Here is a 17349-nt window from a genome sequence, read left to right as displayed (position 1 = left end):
GTATAGTGATATGCAGTATAGTAGTGACTATACAAAGTAAAGCGTATATACTATATACAGAAAAGGAGATACAAATATGGCGCATATACAAGTAATAGTTGGCTCTACCCGCCCTGGACGTGTTGGCCGTAACGTTGCCGATTGGTTTATGTCTCAGGCCCAAATACCGGCTGGTTCAACGGTTGAAATTATAGATTTAGCAGATATTAATTTGCCAATGCTAGATGAACCTAAAAGTGCGATGATGGATCAATACAGTAAAGATCATACAAAATCATGGTCACAAATCATTAGCAAAGCAGATGGTTATGTGTGGGTAACCCCAGAATATAACCACGGTACATCTGCGGTACTTAAAAATGCTATAGATTATTTATATAAAGAATGGGCATATAAACCTGTTGCCTTTGTCGGCTACGGTGGCATGGGTGCGACCCGTGCAATTGAGCATTTAGTAAATATTGCCAGCGAACTACGTATGTTCCCGCTAAAATCACGGTACCACGTGCTTGATGTATGGGCTGCCTTTAATAACGATGGTTCTATTAAACCAGAGCTGGTGCGTGGTGATGCCAGCTCGTTGCTGTCAGAAGTAACCAAAGTTTCAGACGCTACAAAGAGTTTACGGCAATAAAACTTGAAGAAAGACCGCCACAGACAATACCTGCTAAAATACAGTGATGAAGGCACCCGAGCTTAAAACTACTGATTCCCTTATAACACTAATAGTTCCAGACGTACAGCGTGACACCAAACTTGGCGTGCAATGGCTTAATGGTGAACTAGGACATGTCACTATGCAATCTATGGGGAACACAAAGGACGTTATAGATAACATACTCCCAACAACAGTAGAAACAGAATCAGAAAGGGTCAGAAACTTTCTAGAACGTACAGACCAGCTGAACTGGATGATTGAATATAACGGCACAGTAGTTGGTTCTATTTGGGTTGACTTAGAAGACTCACATTACCTACCTGGTCCATCAGTGCATATTATGGTTGGTGACCCAGCTATGCGGGGTAAAGGTATTGGTTCTGCTAGTGTTAGTGCCGTTATTGAGTATCTTCAAGGGCTTGGCAGTAAGGTCATATATTCAAGACATCTAATCACAAACGAAGCTAGTAGTAGATTACTCAGACAAATAGGATTTGTTAACGTAGGCGAGCCATATACGAGCGACACACTAAAATTTCAAAATCTAGTACTAGAAATATCGTAGTAAATTATCTAAACCTTTTAACTCGTACCTAACTCTTTTACATGGTCGCGGGGGCAGGAATATCTTGCTAAGGCTCGATGCGCCTGCAGCTTGTGCTCGGTGCAAGCACCTGCGCGCAAGCTTTGTCTTCCAACCTGCGACTATCGTCAAGTAAGCTTGCCGAGTCGCAGAACCGAGTCTTATCCCAAGATAAAGAAAAAATCCCTAGCAAATGCTAAAGATTTTTTCTTGGTCGCGGGGGCAGGAATATAGCTTCTAGCCGGATTTATCTTAAATACTGGAATGATAAATTCGGTTTCATCATATAATTCTGCGCTTATCGCTTGAATTATCTGAACCAGTTCGGCTATTGCCGAAAGGATCTCGTCCTGCACTCCGTACAAGAAAAAACACCCACACAAGGTGAGTGATTTTTCTTGGTCGCGGGGGCAGGACTCGAACCTGCGACCTTGTGGTTATGAGCCACACGAGCTGCCACTGCTCTACCCCGCAAAATAGGGTGGTTAAGAAGTGAAGGGGATAACCTTGTGGTTATATAGCTTCGCTCCGTGAAAATAGTTAATTGTAAATGGTAGATTTTCTCTGGCTTATCATATATTCGCCGCTTACGCTGATCGCGATTATGAGCCTTCGCGATGCTGCCACTGCTCGAACCTGCAATAGTATGTAGGCACGATAACGTATTTTAAGGCTTTAACTGCAATGTGTCAAGATTCTTTGTCTATTGGCTTGCCACTCAAAAAATCTAGCCACATACGCCAATTGGTAAGAAACGACGGTGTTGTATTAGATTTTGCTGCATTATCTGCTTGGGGCGGAATAGTATAAGACATCGCAACATCTTCTGGTACAAGTACAAGAATTTCGCCCGCAGCAGCTTTGTTAAAAAACTTACGTGCAGCTAGTTCTAGGTACGTATCTGTTTTGTAATACTCATTTTTTAGTTTTTGGTTGCTATTAATTTGTTCTTGCAAGGCATTTTTTTGTTGCAAAATGGTGATTTGTTGCTCTAGCTGGTAGTTTTTGTGGATAATCTTAGCACTACTATATGTAACAGATACGGCTACTAAGAGCACTGCCAGCAAACCTAATGTTCGGGCGTCTATCGCGCTGAGTTTTTGTATAATTGTTTGTACTTTTTGCTTCATGGTGTGTAATCTAATTATATCGTATCTGTAAAATCATTGTGCTGTTTGGTATACTATAGCAGCTAACCATTGTTTTGGCAGCTCGCACATATATACCACGGGGTGCAGTCCGTCAGCAGACGGGCAGACACCTTTACAACACGGGGGTGTAGCTCAGTGGTTAGAGCAGTCGGCTCATAACCGATTGGTCACAGGTTCAAATCCTGTCACCCCCACCAAAAGTGCTCCCATAGTGGGGAGTATTTTTATTTTTAGATTGGTCACTCGGCTGTTCCAGCCTCAACACGTGTGCTAGTTGGCGGCATTATAAGCAAACAATTAGCGACGCGGAAATCAAGCGTCAATGAGCGTGAACTCACACTGCCACTGGCAGTCTTCGGGTTCAAATCCTGTCACCCCCACCAAATAGAGTTAAATTATCCGCCAGAAGGCGGATTTTTTATGCAATATCTTCCACGAGCAAGGTTGTAAAATCTGAAAACTAAAATAGCTCCTATTGCTAGGAGCTATTTTAGTTTTCAGCGTAGTAAGATTACCAGCTGCTGGTGCGGAATGAACCGCCGCCACTTCGATTACCACCACCATAACCGCCACGGCTTCCGCCGCCACCGTTACGAGGACGATCTTCTTTTGGGCGTGCTTCATTTACCACAATGGTACGACCATCTAGCTCTGAGTTGTTCAGAGCATCGATAGCAGCTTTACCTTCTTCTGGAGTTTCGTACTCCACGAAGCCAAAGCCTTTGCTGCGGCCACTTTCGCGATCTTTGATCACGCTAGCGGATACAACTGTACCAAATGGAGCAAATGCAGCTTGCAGCGCTTCGTCATCGGTTCCCCAAGACAGGCTGCCAACAAATAGTTTGAATGCCATTCTTCTTTGTTCCTTCTTTTCTACTTACCGCAAGTACGACCCGTTCTGTCTTACTTTGCTTTAAGAAGTACTTAAAGGAGTGACATATCTTGCGTATACTAATATAACCATAAAAAGACAGATAAGTACAGCACTAAGTGCAGTAAATTTTACTAGCTGCGACTCTTACAGCCTCACTCCAGCTAGAAAAAGGATGGATTGTGTTTGCGATATCACAGGCGCGGTGGCAATGCTGTATAGCAAAAGTGAGTTCACTAGCAAATTCACTGGCCTGGGGGGCAACTATACTTACACCAACTACGTGGCCAGTGTAAGAAGCAACAATTTTAACGAATCCACTCGTGTAGGCGCTTGTGTGTGCTTTACCAACAATACCTAGCGGTGCTATTGAAGTCTGGTATGGTAAACCTGTTAGTTTGAGCTGTCTTTCTGTTTTGCCTACAACAACTATTTCTGGCATGCCATAGGCGACTCGCGGAACAGCATGATCTTGAAACATGATTTTCTTACGGTGCAGAATATTGTGGGCGGTAACAAGACCTTGGTGTACCGCACTGCTTGCGCTATGGCTATTACCAGTTACATCGCCAATGGCAAAGATATTCTTTTGTGATGTTTGCAGGCGCTTATTTACACGAATACCTTCTTCAGAATTAAGAACACCAGCGTTTTCTAACCCTATATCTGTATTTGGTATATTGCCCGCTGCTACAAAAATACTATCTACCGATACATGATGTTCTTGGCCGGCTTGAGAAAAAGTAATGAGATTACCGTTTTTGGTTGTGTGCACTTTAGTGATGTTCGCAGCCGTGTGTATCCGTACGCCAGTATTGGTTAAGGCACTCTCTGCGAGGTCACCTACTTCAGAATCAAACGAAGAAAATAAGTGATAATGAGATTCAAACACATGTGTTTTTACACCAAATGCTGCGTATATTTGAGCATATTCGTACGCCGTGGTACCTCCACCAATAATTGCAACAGACGGGGGCAGTGTTTTTTGTTTTGCAAAAGTCCTATATGTTATGTAATCAATTTCTTGTAAACCAGGTATTTTGGGAACAAAAGGTGTGCTTCCACTGGCAATAATGATATTGGCAGCAGTGTAGCGAGTTAAATCTACACTTATCGTGTGTTTGTCTAAACAATGGGCTTGGCCACGTACAAGCTGTATATTTGCATTGTCATATGGGCTATGACCCGGATGTAGCACGCCTGTACTATGAATGGATTGATTAACAGAATGAATTGCAGCTTCGTAACTGAGTTTTACATTCCCAATCTTTATGCCATGGGCAGGTGCCTGTGTAATCATTTTTTGCATAGCTGCTGTTTCTAATAGTGCTTTTGTAGGAATACAAGAATAGTTGGCACAATCACCACCGACAGCTTCTTTTTCTACTATGATGACGCGTTTGCCAGCATCGGCAAGGGTTAAAGCTGCAACAGACCCACCGGCTCCGCTACCAACTACGATGACATCGGCACTATATTTTTTACTTACGTTACGTCTATCCATATTGCTTAACCTTACCATATATCCTTATGCTTTTTGTAGACCATTGCAGCATCTTTATCATAGTGAGTGAGCTGTTTTATAGTGAAAGTTTTAAGATCTAGGGTAGTGACTTCTGCTTTGTTTTCTCGCCACGAATGACAAGCGTGTAAAATTTTGTCGGTAATCTCATGAGCAACTGCAGCTTTTACGTGTACCGCATATAAGCTGCGCTGAATGCTACGGCGATGTTTTTCTGCCGAGTAATTTTGAATGGCCCCAGATGCTTTAACGACATGTGTCATGTGTTGCCACCTTGTATTAATGCAGCATACAAAACGAACCATGATAATAGAATAATTGCTAACCCACTATATAACGCCATTGTGGTTTTGACACTTTCTTTCCATGCAATAACTCGTGAGACTTTGGTTTTACTTGCTATAAGGCTTAGTACACCATATAACGGAACGATTATACCAAACGCCAAAGAGACACTCCATGTAATCATAGAGCCACCAGATAATTGAGCGAGCAGTGTTAGTAAAAGCATACTTACAATAATAGGCAGGCCGGTCACGTACAAAAGTGTCGCAGCGACTACTAATGGCTGCAGGTACCCAGAATATTTTGTAGTATGTTTATGTGCAGCAGTTTTATGGTGTGTTATGCGCACAATAGGGTGGTCCCAAAAATAGTGGCGCACATATACAAGACCAACGGTTATCCCAATAATTGGGCCAGCTATATACATGGCGTCTAAATACGAAGGACTAAAAAATGTAATTATAGTTGCAAGGGTAAGCGAAGCGATGATAACAAGCATAAATATGTAGAAGAGAACTAACATAGCAAGTGTAATAACTTCCCACTGGGCTTTTTTATGTCCTAGAAGTGATGTCATCATAGAAGTGTAGGTACCAACAGACGACGCGCTCATGCCAATAGTAAGACCAATCATCAGCCCAATTAACATAAGACTAGAATCATTCATATTTGAACCCCAGCAGTACTGACTATATTTTGAGCAGCGCTAATAATAAGAATTACGCTCGTAAAAAGTATTATAAAGATAACAAGGCAATACAAAACGACAGCCAGAATAGGATTTTTTCTGGCGAACCGATATACCAATATAATTCCAACAATACTCAATGCAGCAGCAATAATTGCGCGCGCTGCAACTCCTTGTGCTGCTACTGTACTGCTGGCGATATACCAAGCGGTGCCCATTTTAATTTTGCCCTCTCTTTATAAAAACTATATCATTTAAGTAAACATTACCGCAATAACAAGGATGAGGATGTAGAAGGTGGGAACAATGGACAAACAGTGGTATCGCATGACAACCTCTGAAGTGTTAGAAGCACTGAGCGTTGACATTACGAAGGGTGTGACTATAGGCAAGCATACAATGTATAACAAGCCGTTTTTCATTCCTAAAAATGCGTGGCCATTATATGTATATAAAGTACTCAGAAATGGAGCATATACACATATACGAGCCGATAAACTCATAGTGGGTGATATTATTAGATTTAATATCGGTGACATCGTACCTGCTACTGTGCGTCTTCTGGAATCGCGTTCACTAGCTGTACAAGACGATAACATTATTGGTGGCAGTGGTTTATCATACAAGCATACGTTTGCCAGTAAATCTTTGTTACCAATTTCAGACCAAAAAAATATGCTGTTTGCAGGGTCGCGCATACAGGGCGGATCCGCCAAAGGTATTGTCGTCGGCTTAGCCCAACAATCAAAAGAAATATACGTAGCAAAACCAATGGATTGCATAAAAAAGCCGTATATTTTAGTAAAAAATAGTAATGTAAAGAGCCAGCTTAAACATGTGACACATGTATACTTTGATGATTTGCAGCAACCAGATGAAATAGTGCAACTGGTACAAAAACTTTATCTTCAAAAAAACATACAAGTATCATTTTTTGTGCACGATACAGTAGCACGAAATCTTACCGATAGTTTACCAAAAACGGCCTTCATGCACTTTTCTCAGAGCACACCACTACTACCTGCTGGTATACGCGTTTGGGTAGGACTACACGTGGCTAACAAAGCAAAAATTATTAAGAAAACAACGCCGCGCGGGGCTACTAGTATGTATGTATATCGGGGCAACCCGTATCAGGCGATTTCAAAAATTACAGACATTAGTGCCACTGTGACAGAACACGCTCGCCAAATTGCTATATATGAAGCGGACGTTCTTATACCGAATATATCAGTCGCTACTTTTTCTAGTATTTTATACAACAAAAAAATAGCATAAGGTTATTGACAATTGAGTAAAATTCGTATACAATACAATCATTGCTTATAAAAAGCAAAAAAGTAAAACAAATTTAACTATCAACAGGAGCGCTCTATGAGTGACGTAGTACTTGCGTTTGAGCTGACTCCTACCTCTGACGAGGCACTACGACGTATTGATGCGTTGTTAGTGTAGCGTAAAATAAAAAGTAGGAGCACGCCTGTTAATACAGGTTAGCGCAAAAAAAGAATGACCAGCTGCGATACTTTAGGGTCATTCTTTTTTAGTGTACAATCGGCGGTGCTGTAAATTAGTAGATAAATTTGGTATAGTACATGGTGCATTGTATAGCTGGCAGGGTAGCTCAGTTGGTTAGAGCACAGGACTCATAAGCCTGGGGTCACGAGTTCAAATCTCGTCCCTGCTACCAAACTAAAATGGTCACTACCAAGTGGCCTTTTTAGTTTGTCCTTAACTATGTTTTATGAAGCAAACGATACTTTAGGTGCTATTTTTAACATAGTTTAGATAAAAACCAAGTATCCTCATACGTATAACACTACTATGCAAGCGTTACGTATCAAGTTTGGTTATTTGATCTAAAATATTCACGACGTCTTTAACGGTATCTACTTGATAACTGGCACTAGATTCACCCAGCCCAACTTTAATACTGTATGCACGATCTGGCATCACTTTAAACATATCTTCGTCTGTGTAGTCGTCGCCAATGCATAATATAAAATCCCATACATCTTGACTCATTATTTCGGCAACTATTGCACCTTTGTTCATATTTTGTGGCTTAACTTCAATAATTTTATTACCTTCATAGACATCAATATCAGTATGTTCTAGCTCATTTTGTAGCGTCATTTTGAGCTCTTCTTTACGAACGTATGCAAGATCTGGTGATACATTTCTATAGTGCCAGACAATAGAGAAATCCTTTTCTTCTACTGATGCTCCTGGCGTTTTTTCGGTATATTCTTTGAGGATTTTGATAATTGGTTTCTTCCATTTTTTAGGCATCAGACTAGTTTTTATCCAGCTACCTGTATCAAATATCCAACCTCCATGTTCGGCTACGAGCCCAGGTCCTTTGTTTTTAAAGAAAGAATCTAAAGTACTTTTTGGTCTACCACTGACGACCATAACTTTATTTTTATGATCATCTGTAAACTTTTTGATAATACGCCTAACTTTAGGAGTGGGGTACGCGAGCGCAGCTTTTGGTGATGCCACAAAAGTCTTCAAGGTACCATCATAATCCAATAGGATAAGACGTTTATTGGCAGTTGTATAATCGTTAAGCAACGTGTTAAGTGTATTACCAATAAGTCTTTTTGTCGTGGTAGCAGATTCTTTATGGGTTGCTTCAAGACCTCGAATGTAATCTTCTGCCCATTTAGAAATATTGTACGTAGATATCCTATCTTGCATTGCCAACATACGTTTTTTTTGCTCTTTTGTGGGCATTTCTATGGCAGTTACTAGTGCATCTGCAACCATCTGGTGGTCGTTTGGATTCACCTGCAGTGCCTCTTGAAGTTCACTTGCAGCACCGGCCATTTCACTTAATATGAGCACACCTTTTCCTTTGTGATGAGATGCGACATATTCTTTTGCGACTAAATTCATACCATCTCGCAAAGGCGTCACTAACATAATCTCTGCCATTGCATATAGTGCGCTTAATTCATGGAACGGTAGTGACTGGTATCGATAATGTATGGGGTTCCAGTCTACGGTTGAATATTCACCATTTATTCTACTAACTTTTTGTTCAATGGTATCTCGTAGGTCTTGATATGCTTCTACATCACCCCTCGAAGGTACGGCGAGTAGTATGAGTACTACTTTTTCGTGATAGGTAGGGTTTTGCTTTAAGAATGTTTCAAATGCGTCTAGTCGTGCAGGAATGCCTTTGGAATAATCTGCTCTATCTACCGCTAATATCACAGTCTTTTTATCATGTAATACACCTATATTCTTGAGTATCTTTTTAACCTGATTAACAGTTGGTGTTTTTGCAAATTTGCGGTAATCAATACTAATTGGGTAGGCATCTGCCTTCACAACTCTGTTGCCTACAGTGATGTTTCCAAGATTAACATCATATCCTAAATTTCTTTGCACGCTACTTAAGAAATGTCTTACGTAATCATAGGTATGAAAACCTACCAAGTCAGAGCCTAGAAGCCCTTCTAATATATCTGTTCGCTCAGGAAGTATTCTAAAGATTTCATACGATGGAAACGGCGTATGCAAGAAAAAGCCTATACGCGCATTGGCGTGGTGGTCTCTTATTAATTTCGGTAACAACATTAATTGGTAATCATGTACCCAAACTACAGAACTATCTTTTATAAATTTGTTCACTTCTTTAAAAAAGAGTGCATTGACTTGTACATAAGAATTCCAATATTCTGTTTTAAACTCGGCCATATTAGAAAAATAGTGGAATAAAGGCCAGATCGTTGCGTTACAATACCCAGAGTAAAAATAGTCAACTTCTTGAGTTGTTAAGAAAACTGGGTGGCACTTATACTTTTTTAGCTCTTGGGTTATTTGTGACTTTTCTTTATTGCTGAGTTCTTCTGAACTAATGCCAGGCCAACCAACCCATATGCTGTCTCTGGTTTCACTGACTTTTGACACACCAGTTGCTAATCCACCAGTACTTGGGTGGAATTGCAATACACCGTCTTGTTTTGTAACGCTTACAGGCAGCCTCGTAGATACGATAAGTAGTTTATTAGACATATGGGCTCCTTAGTTTTAAGTATCATTATACACTGTACAAAAATTATCATTTGAGCCACAGCATGCGAGTTGCTACCATTAAGTGAAGTTGAACAAATTATCATATAGTAAGATTAGCGACGGCACGTATATATTAGCTGTTTCAGGTGGTGTTGATTCAGTTGTACTGTTAGATTTATTAAAAAAACAACATAATATAACGCTTGTGATTGCTCATGTAGACCACGGTATACGAGAAGACTCTGGCATAGATGCTATGTTTGTTGAAGAGCTAGCAAACAATAGTGGCTATACATACGAAACAACGCAGTTGTCTTTAGGCAATGATACCAGCGAGGATTTGGCCCGCCAAAAACGTTATGAATTCTTATATAGAATGCAAAAAAAACATCAAGCTGCTGCAATTATTACTGCTCATCACCAGGACGATATGATTGAAACAATGTTTCTTAACATTATGCGAGGCACAAAACGCAAAGGTATTGCTTCGTTGCAAAGTACCGATACGATTATTCGGCCAATACTTTATGTTCCTAAGCGTGATATCTACAATTACGCCAAAGCTCATAATTTGCAGTGGCGTGAAGACAGTACAAATATTGATACAGCATACGCCAGAAATAACATTAGGCATACTGTCGTTGCCAAGATGAATACCCAGCAACGCGCTCAGGCACTGGCTATAATTCAAAACACGCAATTATTAAACACAAAAATTGACAAAGAGCTCCGGCTACTTATTACCCGCGGGCTACATAAAGATACACTGGTGTTAAATAGAAGCTGGTTTTGCAAATTGCCCCACGATATCTCCACAGAAGTAGTGCATATGTTGCTACGAAGAGCTAACGCGGCAAACGTTGATACTCCTACTATTGAAAAAGTAACCGTAGCTATCAAAACGATGTTGCCTGGAAAAGTGATTCAGGTGTCTGGTGTTGATATTCAATTAACTAAACGTTCTGCCAGATTTATTTCACGTAGTCAAACAGATGAAAAAACGGTATAATTGATTGATATGGATAAAAAGAAAGTACCTCAGAAAAAACCTGATAATAAAAAAAGGTTGTATAAGAACCTAGGTTTTGCAGTTATTGTTGCGCTATTCGTTGGCGTATTTTTGCTTAGTTTTAATAAACCAGCCGAACTCGCTCAAAAGCCTTATAACGATGTAATGAATCGTGCTAACAGGGGTGAAATATCTAAACTTGTTGTATCTGGTGAAAAAATAGAAGTAACGCTCAATGATCAAGACAAAGCCAGTGAGGTTACCCGTGGCGAAGCAGGTTCGAGTATTTATGGGCCAGGAGGCTTAACAAATAGAGATGTATCTGTTGAGTTTAAAGAAGCTTCGTCTAGTGGCGCAACAATTACTGCACTGCTCATTAATTTATTACCAGTAATTATCATTGTAGGTGTGCTTATTTTTCTTTTAAGATCTGCGCAAGGACAAGGGAACCAAGCGCTTGGTTTTGGCAAGAGCAGTGCTCGGTTGTATGGTAATGAAAAAGAAGTTGTTAAATTTAACGATGTTGCCGGCAACGACGAAGCAAAGGTAGACCTCCAAGAAGTGGTAGAATTCTTAAAATTCCCTAAGAAATTCCAAGCAGTTGGCGCTCGTATTCCTAAGGGTGTATTACTAGTAGGCCCCCCTGGAACAGGTAAAACTATGATGGCTCGAGCGGTTGCTGGTGAAGCAAATGTACCCTTCTTTAGCATATCTGGTTCAGAATTTGTTGAAATGTTTGTTGGTGTTGGTGCTTCCCGAGTTCGTGATCTTTTTAGTAAAGCTAAAAAGAATGCCCCTTGTATAATTTTTGTAGACGAAATTGACGCCGTTGGCCGCCGCCGAGGCAGTGGCATGGGCGGAGGTCACGACGAACGTGAGCAAACACTAAATCAAATACTTGTAGAAATGGATGGCTTTGAACAAGGCCAAAACGTTATTGTATTAGCCGCTACAAACCGCATGGATGTGCTTGATCCTGCTTTGTTGCGCCCTGGACGATTTGACAGACGGGTGGCCATAGGATTACCCGACCGTAAAGATAGGTTAGAAATACTAAAAGTACATTTTTCTAAAAAGCCGCTACAAAAAGGTGTTGATCTAGAATCTTTGGCAGCTAAAACGGCCGGCTCTAGCGGGGCAGATCTTGCGAACATTGCGAACGAAGCTGCTATTGTAGCTGCCCGCCAAGATCGTACCAAGATTACTGAACAAGACATTACTGAAGCGTTTGAGAAAGTTGCAATAGGACCAGAACGTAAAAGTAAGGTAATGAGTGAAAAAGAGAAAGAACTTACCGCCTACCATGAGGCTGGACACGCTATTGTTGGGCATGTATTGCCTGATAGCGACATGGTCCATAAAGTAACAATTATACCGCGAGGTGGCACAGGTGGTGTTACGTGGTTTATCCCGCCAGAAGACAAAAGCTATCACAGTATCATTGAATACAAAGATGTTTTGGCGCGTATGCTAGGTGGCCGTATTGCCGAAGAAGTAATTTATGGTACAGAACGTGTCACTACTGGCGCTGGTAATGATTTACAAAAAGCTGCCGAACTTGCTCGCGACATGGTAGTCAATCAAGGTATGGGTAAGCAGTTACGTGACCAAGTGTTTCACGTTGAAGGCGGTATGATGCTTGATAGGCTGGTATCTGAACGTCAGTATTCAGATGATACGGCAAAAATCATTGACGATGAGGTAGAAGCACTCATCACAGAAGCCGCCCACCGTGCGCGGGTAGTAATACGTGCGAATAAGCAATACCTAGATTCTTTAAAAGATGCATTGCTAGAAAAAGAAACTGTAGAAGCAGAAGAAGTAATAAAGCTATTATCAGGATCTACGATGCCGTCAGCTGCGGCCCTTTACTAGGGGTTCTGTCGCCGACATAGCGCATACAAAACTCGTCGTATGAACCGATTTTTAAACAGAGCCAACAAACGGATTAGCCTCGGCACAGCAGCAGCGCTCTTGGCGGGTACGTCATTCTTAGGAATATTTTTAGGTATACTGCGCACTAAATTAATTAATGCGAACTTCAATGTTTTTACTTCTGACGCATATTTTGCTGCATTTAAAATCCCAGATTTTATCTTTTTTACTCTTGCATCGGGTGCTCTTGGAGTCGCTTTTTTACCGATATTAAGTGATAGACTCGCTAAAAATAGACAATCTGCATGGGAAGTCTCAAGTTATATTCTTAACTTTTTGGGTTTAATAGCACTTGTGGCTTCTATTTTGTTGATGTTGCTTGCCGACCCTCTGATGCGTTACGTTGTGGCACCAGGGTTTACACCACAACAGCTTGAACTATCGGTTTCTATTATGCGCATTGTTTCTGTTAACGTGTTTATATTTTCTATTTCTACGATATTATCTACGGTGCAGCAAGCCGTTGGGCGTTTTTTCTTTATAGCCATTGCACCATTGTTTTATAACACTTCTATTATTGCCAGTATATTTATCTTTGGTGACTCGCTCGGTATCGTTGGGCTGAGTCTTGGTGTCGCGCTTGGTTCTATTTTGCAATTACTTGTAGTGGCGCTTGGTATGGCTGGTCTTAAATTTAAATACACTCCATTAATAGATTTTAAAAACCAAAGCTTTAGAGAAGTGCTACGGGTGCTTCCAGCTCGTGCTATCGACCAAGGTGTAGATAGTATCAATGCAATTGTAGAAACGAGGTTTGCTTCTCGGTTGCTGACTGGATCGGTTACTTGGTATGAAAATGCTCTGGTATTGCACTTTGCGCCAATTTCATTAATTGGAAACTCTATATCGACTGCTGCGTTCCCCCGACTAACAGATAGGCTAGCGCAAGGGAGAACTGATCTTTTTAGAAAAGAATTTATTAAAGTACTAAGAACAATGATCTGGATAGCTCTGCCAGTCGTTGTTGTTAGCTTTTTTGCTCGGGCATACTTGGCTAGAATTATTTTTGCACGAAGCAGTAGTGAAATTGCTATGATTTTTGGATTTTTGAGTGTGGCAATATTTTTTAGAATAATATACACAATAATTTCTCGCTATTTTTATGCTCATAAAGACACCAAGACTCCGCTATATGTTTCACTTTTTGTGATAGCACTGAACGTATTTTTAGCGTATACACTATCTAAACCGAGTGCCTATGGAGTTGCTGGTTTAGCAATTGCCCAAAGTATTGTTGCGCTCACAGAGGTTATGATTTTAGTTGCAATCATGATTCAAAGAGATAGAAAATTATTTACAGGAGATTTTGTTCAAGCGATTACTCGTATGATAGCTATTACAGGATTTAGCGCTTTTGCTACATATGTAGCAATCCAATTCTTTCCACTACTACAAACGGACACAGGTTTTGTGCTTATGATAAAACTAGGCATTATTACTTCAATCACGTTTACGGTGCACACAGCCATGTCGTATGTTTTTGATATGCCAGAAGCGCGTGCAGTTGTACAAAAAGTAAGAACGATGGCATTAGCCGTCATAAAGGTATAAACGTGGAAAAGATTAGAAATTTTTGTATTATCGCACATATTGATCACGGTAAAAGCACTTTAGCCGATAGGCTCATGGAACTTACCAATACAGTAGATAAGCGTAATATGAAAGCGCAGCTCTTAGATAAAATGGATCTAGAACGCGAAAAGGGAATAACCATTAAATTGGCGCCTGTACGCATGGTGTACGATAATCATGAGTTAAATCTTATAGACACACCAGGGCATGTAGACTTTAGTTACGAGGTGTCTCGTAGTCTAGAGGCTTGTGAAGGTGCAATTCTAGTGGTAGATGCCAGCCAGGGTATTCAAGCCCAGACGTTAGCAAATGTGTATTTAGCGATGGCTGCAGACCTGACGATTATCCCCGTACTTAATAAGATTGATCTGCCAGCCGCAGATACAGAAAAAGTTAGCGCAGAAGTCATTGCACTATTAGGCTGTACAAAAGAAGATATATTACATATTTCTGCTAAGACGGGCAAAGGAGTAGAAACAGTACTTGATCGTATTATTGCAGATGTGCCGCCACCACAAGGCTCGGCAGACCAACCAACCCGCGCATTAATCTTTGATAGCTATTACGATGATTATCGGGGGGTTATTTTATATGTGCGTGTTTTTGACGGAGCAATCCAAAAAAACGATGCAATACACATGATTGGTACCCGCAGCTCGGGAATCGCCCTTGAAGTAGGCTGTTTGCAGCCTGGCATGATTGTAACTAACACATTAGACACTGGTGAAATCGGCTACATTGTTACTAACCTTAAAAGTACCCGCGAAGCAAGGGTAGGAGATACGGTAACGTTAGAAAAAACACAAGCACATGAAGCATTGCCCGGTTACAAAGAAGTAAAACCATTTGTTTATGCGGGATTTTTTCCAGACAGTAACGAAAATTATCAATTGCTAAAAGACGCCATTGAAAAACTCAGCTTAAGTGATTCGGCATTACAATTTACACCAGAAAATTCACCGGTGCTTGGCTTTGGCGTTCGTATTGGCTTTTTGGGGTTACTCCATATGGATATCATTAAAGAGAGGCTCGAACGAGAGTACGGGCTGGAACTTGTAATTACCAACCCAAGCACTGACTACCATGTAACTCTTATTACTGGTGAAACCCTTGATATTAAAAGCGCCAGCGAACTGCCTGATCCGGCAAAAATAGAGACTATAAAAGAGCCCTGGATAAAGGGTGAAGTCGTGTGTCCAAAAGAGTACGTAGGCTCTGTCATACAGCTCATTGTCAGCAAACGCGGTAGCTATAAAAATGTGAGTTATGTTGATGCTACACTAGCTTTAATTAGTTTTGATGCTCCACTCGCAAACTTACTGACAGATTTTTACGATCAGCTTAAAAGTATCACGAGTGGCTACGGATCATTTAATTATGAGCTTCATAATTACAGGGCAGAAGATTTAGTGCGACTTGACTTTTACGTTGCTGGTGAACGCGTAGATGCGCTAGGAATAATGGTACACCGCAGTGAGGCAGAGCATCTAGGCCGCGTAACAGTAAAAAAACTTAAAGATGTTATACCACGTCAAAATTTTCAAGTAGCGTTGCAAGCAGCGATAGGTGGGCGATTTATTGCAAGAGAAGACATTAGTGCGTACCGTAAAGATGTTACTACGGGGCTATATGGTGGGGATGTATCTCGTAAGAAAAAGGTTCTCGCGAAGCAGGCTAAAGGTAAAAAACGTATGAAACGTTTCGGCAAAGTTGATATCCCGGCAGAAGCCTTCACTGTTATGCTTAAGCGTGATTAACTGCTTGTACGTCACGCAACACTTCCCCTATATGGGTAGCAGGATTTACATTTTCATAAGTTTTTACTATTGTGCCATCGGGACTAATGAGATAGGTATTGCGCTTTATTCCTTCGTATTCTTTACCCATAAATTTTTTCTTACCCCACGCCCCATACGCTTGAATCGTTTCTGTTGAAGTATCGCTGAGCAAGGTAAAGTTTAATTGATGTTTATCGGCAAATTTCTTATGGCTGGTGACAGTATCTTTAGATATACCGAGCACGACCGCCCCGGCGTTCTCTAATAGTTCTCTACCGTCCCTAAAGCTACACGCCTCTTTTGTGCAACCAGGGGTAGCATCTTTAGGGTAAAAATATACGATCACCCATCTTCCTCTGTAGTCTTGTAATCGATGGGTTATATTGTTTTGATCTTGTAGCGAAAATTCTGGTGCTTTCATAGTATTTGGTCTCCTATATAAGGTATAGTATAGCTATGTTTCCACAATCTACACTACTGAAATATTTACCAGAATTCCAACGCATCCTTAAAACATATAAGCCCAGCTTAGAACTACTTGATTTACTACATGATAATAAATTCGTGTTACTATCTGCCCCCACAGCAGCTGGTCGTAATACCATCATAAAAAACCTCATAATGACGGGTAAATATTACTATGTCGTATCAGACACTACCCGTAAACCACGTATCAATAATGGAATACCAGAAACCAACGGGAATGAGTATTGGTTTAAATCGGAAGAAAGTTTTATTCAAGGGCTCCGTAATGGCGCGTACGTAGAAGCTGCTATTATTCATAACCAGCAAGTTTCTGGCGTAAGCCTAGACGAACTGCGCAAAGCCGCTCAAACTAATACCATTGCAATTACAGATATTGATATACACGGATGTGACACAATAAAAAGTTATAGTGATAGCACTATTCCCGTATTTATCTTACCTCCAGATTTTACTGAATGGATGCGCCGACTTGATGGTAGAGGTGTCATGGACCCACAAGAAAAGCGCCGACGCTTAACGAGTGCAGCAGAGGAAATTGAGCTTGCCTTGCAACGATCATATTTTAAGTTCATTGTTAATTGGGATTTACGTGTTACTGTAGATGCTCTTCATCAGCATATTACAACAGGAGATTTTGGAGAGTTAGAACAAGCCAATGCGCACGTTCATGCCGAGCAGCTGCTAGCAGATTTAAGCGCATATTTGCGCTAATTTGTTCATATACAGGACACAGATACAACCAGTATTTAGCACTCTTGACTAACGAGTGCTAAATACGCTATACT

At 40.8% G+C, this 17349-nt stretch carries 16 protein-coding genes and 3 tRNA genes; 10 read left to right on the top strand and 9 right to left on the bottom strand.

Features of this window, described 5'->3' with window-relative positions:
• Positions 1 to 76: 76 nt before the first annotated feature.
• Positions 77 to 634, top strand: coding sequence for an NAD(P)H-dependent oxidoreductase (locus H6795_03965; protein ID MCB9817648.1), 558 nt, complete (start codon positions 77 to 79; stop codon positions 632 to 634).
• A 46-nt stretch (positions 635 to 680) separates the two neighbouring features.
• Positions 681 to 1223: a GNAT family N-acetyltransferase gene (locus H6795_03960; GenBank protein ID MCB9817647.1), complete on the top strand. Its 543-nt coding sequence runs from the start codon at positions 681 to 683 to the stop codon at positions 1221 to 1223.
• Between the two features lie 417 nt (positions 1224 to 1640).
• Here the strand turns inward: H6795_03960 and H6795_03955 are convergent.
• Together H6795_03955 and H6795_03950 are read right to left on the bottom strand one after the other, a co-directional pair.
• Positions 1641 to 1715, bottom strand: a tRNA-Met gene (locus H6795_03955).
• Between the two features lie 215 nt (positions 1716 to 1930).
• Positions 1931 to 2371: a hypothetical protein gene (locus tag H6795_03950; protein ID MCB9817646.1), complete on the bottom strand. Its 441-nt coding sequence runs from the start codon at positions 2369 to 2371 to the stop codon at positions 1931 to 1933.
• A gap of 142 nt (positions 2372 to 2513) precedes the next feature.
• Here H6795_03950 and H6795_03945 point away from each other — a divergent pair.
• A tRNA-Ile gene (locus H6795_03945) sits at positions 2514 to 2589 on the top strand.
• A 314-nt stretch (positions 2590 to 2903) separates the two neighbouring features.
• Here the strand turns inward: H6795_03945 and H6795_03940 are convergent.
• From H6795_03940 to H6795_03920, 5 genes are all read right to left on the bottom strand, one after another.
• Positions 2904 to 3245: an RNA-binding protein gene (locus H6795_03940; GenBank protein ID MCB9817645.1), complete on the bottom strand. Its 342-nt coding sequence runs from the start codon at positions 3243 to 3245 to the stop codon at positions 2904 to 2906.
• A 133-nt stretch (positions 3246 to 3378) separates the two neighbouring features.
• Positions 3379 to 4767 (bottom strand): NAD(P)/FAD-dependent oxidoreductase, encoded by a 1389-nt coding sequence (locus H6795_03935; GenBank protein ID MCB9817644.1) that lies wholly within the window; start codon positions 4765 to 4767, stop codon positions 3379 to 3381.
• Positions 4768 to 4778: 11 nt separating this feature from the next.
• A complete protein-coding gene (locus H6795_03930; GenBank protein MCB9817643.1) occupies positions 4779 to 5048 on the bottom strand; it encodes a hypothetical protein in 270 nt (89 codons plus the stop codon).
• Positions 5045 to 5737, bottom strand: a complete 693-nt coding sequence (locus tag H6795_03925) for a hypothetical protein (GenBank protein MCB9817642.1) — start codon at positions 5735 to 5737, stop codon at positions 5045 to 5047. Before H6795_03925 ends, H6795_03930 begins: the two co-directional genes overlap by 4 nt.
• Complete coding sequence (locus H6795_03920) at positions 5734 to 5976, bottom strand: hypothetical protein (GenBank protein MCB9817641.1); 243 nt, start codon at positions 5974 to 5976, stop codon at positions 5734 to 5736. The genes H6795_03925 and H6795_03920 overlap by 4 nt, the downstream gene beginning before the upstream one ends.
• An 88-nt stretch (positions 5977 to 6064) precedes the next feature.
• On the opposite strand from H6795_03920, the gene H6795_03915 reads away from it, so the two are divergent.
• A complete protein-coding gene (locus H6795_03915) occupies positions 6065 to 7036 on the top strand; it encodes a cation-transporting P-type ATPase (GenBank protein MCB9817640.1) in 972 nt (323 codons plus the stop codon).
• Between the two features lie 335 nt (positions 7037 to 7371).
• Positions 7372 to 7448 (top strand) — tRNA-Met (locus H6795_03910).
• A gap of 143 nt (positions 7449 to 7591) precedes the next feature.
• Here H6795_03910 and H6795_03905 read toward each other — a convergent pair.
• Positions 7592 to 9784, bottom strand: a complete 2193-nt coding sequence (locus H6795_03905) for a bifunctional alpha,alpha-trehalose-phosphate synthase (UDP-forming)/trehalose-phosphatase (protein MCB9817639.1) — start codon at positions 9782 to 9784, stop codon at positions 7592 to 7594.
• Between the two features lie 82 nt (positions 9785 to 9866).
• On the opposite strand from H6795_03905, the gene tilS reads away from it, so the two are divergent.
• From tilS to lepA, 4 genes are read left to right on the top strand one after another with little or no spacing between them, the layout of a single operon-like run.
• The gene (tilS, locus tag H6795_03900) at positions 9867 to 10793 is read left to right on the top strand and encodes a tRNA lysidine(34) synthetase TilS (GenBank protein ID MCB9817638.1); all 927 of its coding nucleotides are present in this window, start codon (positions 9867 to 9869) and stop codon (positions 10791 to 10793) included.
• Positions 10794 to 10802: 9 nt separating this feature from the next.
• Positions 10803 to 12668: an ATP-dependent zinc metalloprotease FtsH gene (hflB, locus tag H6795_03895; protein MCB9817637.1), complete on the top strand. Its 1866-nt coding sequence runs from the start codon at positions 10803 to 10805 to the stop codon at positions 12666 to 12668.
• Between the two features lie 39 nt (positions 12669 to 12707).
• Positions 12708 to 14279 carry a virulence factor MviN gene (locus tag H6795_03890; GenBank protein ID MCB9817636.1) on the top strand — a complete coding sequence of 524 codons (1572 nt, stop codon included), beginning with the start codon at positions 12708 to 12710 and terminating at the stop codon, positions 14277 to 14279.
• A complete protein-coding gene (lepA, locus tag H6795_03885) occupies positions 14276 to 16057 on the top strand; it encodes an elongation factor 4 (GenBank protein MCB9817635.1) in 1782 nt (593 codons plus the stop codon). The genes H6795_03890 and lepA overlap by 4 nt, the downstream gene beginning before the upstream one ends.
• On the opposite strand, the gene bcp is transcribed toward lepA, so the two are convergent.
• Complete coding sequence (gene bcp / locus H6795_03880) at positions 16044 to 16499, bottom strand: thioredoxin-dependent thiol peroxidase (GenBank protein MCB9817634.1); 456 nt, start codon at positions 16497 to 16499, stop codon at positions 16044 to 16046. The genes lepA and bcp overlap by 14 nt on opposite strands.
• Before the next feature lie 35 nt (positions 16500 to 16534).
• Between bcp and H6795_03875 the strand changes: the two genes are divergently transcribed.
• Positions 16535 to 17275 carry a hypothetical protein gene (locus H6795_03875; GenBank protein MCB9817633.1) on the top strand — a complete coding sequence of 247 codons (741 nt, stop codon included), beginning with the start codon at positions 16535 to 16537 and terminating at the stop codon, positions 17273 to 17275.
• Positions 17276 to 17349 lie beyond the last annotated feature (74 nt).

The organism is Candidatus Nomurabacteria bacterium (assembly GCA_020631975.1).
Taxonomy (GTDB): domain Bacteria; phylum Patescibacteriota; class Saccharimonadia; order Saccharimonadales; family CAIOMD01; genus JACKGO01.
The sequence above is the reverse complement of the archived record's forward strand: the minus strand, read 5'-3'. Positions and strand labels throughout refer to the sequence as shown.